Source organism: Phycicoccus elongatus Lp2 (genome assembly GCF_000367525.1).
In the GTDB taxonomy this organism is placed as follows: domain Bacteria; phylum Actinomycetota; class Actinomycetes; order Actinomycetales; family Dermatophilaceae; genus Phycicoccus_A; species Phycicoccus_A elongatus.
Genome location: NZ_HF570956.1, coordinates 3086655 through 3089814, shown reverse-complemented (window position 1 = coordinate 3089814; position 3160 = coordinate 3086655). Strand labels below are relative to the sequence as shown.

The following is a 3160-nucleotide window of genomic DNA, read 5'->3' as shown; positions in this document are numbered from 1 at the left end:
CCCCCCCCCCCCGCCGCGCCGCCTGGTCCGGTCTTGGCCTGGCGCTGGCCGCCGGTGCCGTCCAGTGGGGCACCGCCGGGACCGAGCACGGCCTGGGTTGGCCCGCGGTCCTCTCGGTCGCCGGGGTCCTCGGCGTGGCCCTCACCGCCCCGCGGTTGGTGCCGGCCGGCACCTGGCTGATGCGCCGCGGCATACCGTCCGTCATGCTCTCGCGCGCCCTGCTCTCTGCAGCCTTCGGCGCCGGAATCGCCTATGTCCCACTGCTCGTCGTCACCGAGTACCACCAGACCCTCCTCGTCGCCGGTGGCCTCGTCGCGGTCGGTTCACTCGGCTGGGCGACGGGAGCTTGGTGGCAGGGACACACCCGCACCACAGTGTCGCGCGACCGCTTCGTGCTCGCCGGCGGAGCCCTGCTCATGACAGGCAATGCCGGGATCGGAGGCATCACGCTCCTGCACCTGCCGTGGCCGACCCTCGCGCTGCCCATGGTCCTCCTCGGCCTCGCAATGGGCGTGGGGACGACGACCACCAGCCTGCTCGCGCTGGGCATGGTGACCGAGGGTGAGCACGGGGAGGCGTCGTCGGCGATCCAGCTCGCCGACGTCCTCGGTGGTGTGCTCGGCATTGCCGCGGCCACGGCCGCCTTCTCGACCTGGCACGTCGAAGGCGGCGACCGCCTGCTCTTCGCGCTGCTCTTCCTCGCGATCGGCGCGCTATCCTCGCTCGTGCTCGTCGCCGCTCAGCGGATCAGGACGTAACCACCGGGGCAGGCCAGCCGCCGCCACGGGCCGCTGCGGTGCACGGGCACGATCGCGTCCGGAGTCAGGAATCCCAGCCCGTATGCCGCAAAGCCGACCCCGGCGCTCACCGCGGGGACCGCGTCCAGCGGCCGGCCCCAGACCCGGGAGCGAAGGTCAGCGACGGCCAGGGCACCGGAGCCCGGCCCGGCACCGACACCGATTTCGCGGATGCCAGCCGTGGCGGCCTCGATCAGTGTGGCCGCGGCCAACGTCCCGACCGGCTCCCACCCGGACCTCGGCGGCGTGAGAGCCCCCCACTGCGGGAAGGCGCGCGTCGGTGGAATCGGAAGGACGTGGGTCCCTCGCGCGGTGCGATCCGTGATGGCCTGCACGGGCACGGTCACGTCGTGATCGGCTGCCGTCGCGAGCGCAAAGGTCCGCAGCCCCAGGACCGTGCCATCACCCATGAGGCCGTGGCCTGGCAGCACACCCACCCAAGCAGCCAGCACTTGGCCGACAGCCTGGAGTCGCACGGCGGCGTCCGGGTCCAGCGAGCGGGCGCGCGCGGCATACCGCCCGAGGTCGGCGAGGGACTCCTCGTCGACGAGCACGAAGGGTTCGGTCACTTGCCCACCCAACGGAACGCCACGGGTTTGCCCACGCGAGAACGCAATTCGGCCATGGCAGCATCTCCCAGGCGGCGCGGCCGGCCGGCCTCGAGGTCGAAGGCGGCCAGGCCGGTCTGCGCGACGGCATACACGTCGGTGCCGACCGAGAGGGGGTCGAGGATGCGATAGCCCAGGCTGAAGGCCGCCGCCGAGACCGCCGTCACCCACATCTCGATCTCGATGGGGGCGGCACGATAAACGAGCGGTCGGAGGTACTCGATCTCGTGGTGGGTCACGACGAGTCCGGACGCCACGACATCGCGCCCGGGAAACCACTCGCGGAAGCCGATGACCCGGGCGTCCTCCAGGAGCCGGAGGTACTGCACGTTGTTGACATGGCCGTAGGCGTCCATGTCGGACCAGCGCAGGGGAACCTCGACGCGGTAGGGGCGGGCCATGGCAGCCATCCTTGCAGTGCTCAGCTCGGCTGGCGAAGGCGCACCCACGCGGTCCCAATGTGCTCCTCGACGAGCCGCTCCGCGCGGTCGGCGTCGCGCTCCTCGACGACGGTGAGGATGGCGCGGTGCTCGGCCCGCAGCTGGGCGGATGGCGATCGTGAGGTCGCTGGCGAGGCGATTGGCCGAGACGTCGGCGAGCGCGACGTGGAAGGCCGTGTCGGCGTCGTTGAAGCGCTCCTCGTCGACGTCCGGCTGCTCCATGACCTCCACGGCGGCGCGCAGGGCGCGCCGCGGCGTGATCGGCGGCGTCGAACTCTCCCCAGGACTTGACGACTCAATGGGCTGACCATACTTTCGTGAAGCCAAGTATTGGTCTGAACAGTTGCGCCAGACCGCCGACAACGACGTCACACGAGGTTTCGATGACCCTTGCCTCCCCCGCGGGGCTCCCGCTCGCGGTCGACCCCTACCAACCGACCCTCACCCCGGTGGGTGGCAGCCTCACGCTGAGCGCGCTGGTCGCGACCATCCCGCTGCTCACCGTCTTCTTCACCCTGGGAGTGCTGCGTTGGAAGGCGCACTGGGCCGGCCTGTGCTCGGTCCTCGTCGCCCTCGTCATCGCCGTCGCCGTGTGGGGCATGCCGGCAGGTCGCGCCGTCATGGCGGCCACCCAGGGCGCCACCTTCGGCCTCTTCCCCATCATGTGGATCGTCTTCACCGCGATCCTGCTCTACCAGGTGACCGTCGTCTCGGGCCGGTTCGAGGACCTGCGAGCCACCTTCCACCTCATCTCCGACGACCCCCGGATCCAGGCGATCATCATCGCCTTCTGCTTCGGCGGCCTGCTCGAGGCGCTCGCCGGCTTCGGCGCCCCCGTGGCGATCACGGGCGTGATGCTCATGGCGGTGGGCTTCTCACCGCTGCGTGCCGCGGCCGTCGTCCTGCTCGCCAACACCGCCCCGGTCGCCTTCGGCGCCATCGGGACGCCGATCATCACCGCGGGGACACTGACCAAGATCGACTACCGCGAGATCGGCGCCTACGTCGGTCACCAGACCCCCGTCGTGGCCCTCTTCGTCCCCCTCATGCTCGTGCTCATGGCCGACGGCCGACGCGGCGTGCGCCAGACCTGGCCCGTCGCCGTGGTCGTCGGCGTCACCTTCGCCCTCGCCCAGTGGGTCTCGGCCACCTGGTTCTCGGTCGAACTGACCGACATCGTCGCCTCGCTCGCGGGCCTGCTGGCCGCCGTCGCCTTCCTGCGCGTCTGGCAGCCCAAGGGGCGCGACGCCGCCCTCGAGACGCTCGCCGAGGAGCGGCAGCGCGAGCTGGTCGCGGCGGGCGGCCCGAGCGCCCC

At 71.5% G+C, this 3160-nt stretch carries 4 protein-coding genes and 1 pseudogene; 2 read left to right on the top strand and 3 right to left on the bottom strand.

The window, feature by feature from the left end; genetic code table 11:
• Window positions 1-758 (top strand): MFS transporter (locus tag BN10_RS14985; RefSeq protein WP_040752048.1); only part of this gene is annotated, 758 nt, incomplete at its 5' end.
• On the opposite strand, the gene BN10_RS14980 is transcribed toward BN10_RS14985, so the two are convergent.
• From BN10_RS14980 to BN10_RS18320, 3 genes and pseudogenes are all read right to left on the bottom strand, one after another.
• Window positions 740-1366, bottom strand: coding sequence for a hypothetical protein (locus BN10_RS14980; RefSeq protein WP_010852087.1), 627 nt, complete (start codon window positions 1364-1366; stop codon window positions 740-742). The two genes, BN10_RS14985 and BN10_RS14980, sit on opposite strands and share 19 nt — an antisense overlap.
• Complete coding sequence (locus BN10_RS14975) at window positions 1363-1806, bottom strand: acyl-CoA thioesterase (protein WP_010852086.1); 444 nt, start codon at window positions 1804-1806, stop codon at window positions 1363-1365. Before BN10_RS14975 ends, BN10_RS14980 begins: the two co-directional genes overlap by 4 nt.
• A 20-nt stretch (window positions 1807-1826) precedes the next feature.
• A pseudogene (locus tag BN10_RS18320) lies at window positions 1827-2217 on the bottom strand (FadR/GntR family transcriptional regulator).
• Window positions 2218-2228: 11 nt separating this feature from the next.
• Between BN10_RS18320 and BN10_RS17570 the strand changes: the two are divergent.
• Window positions 2229-3160, top strand: a 932-nt coding sequence (locus BN10_RS17570) for an L-lactate permease (protein WP_198014078.1), incomplete at its 3' end; no start/stop codon positions are given.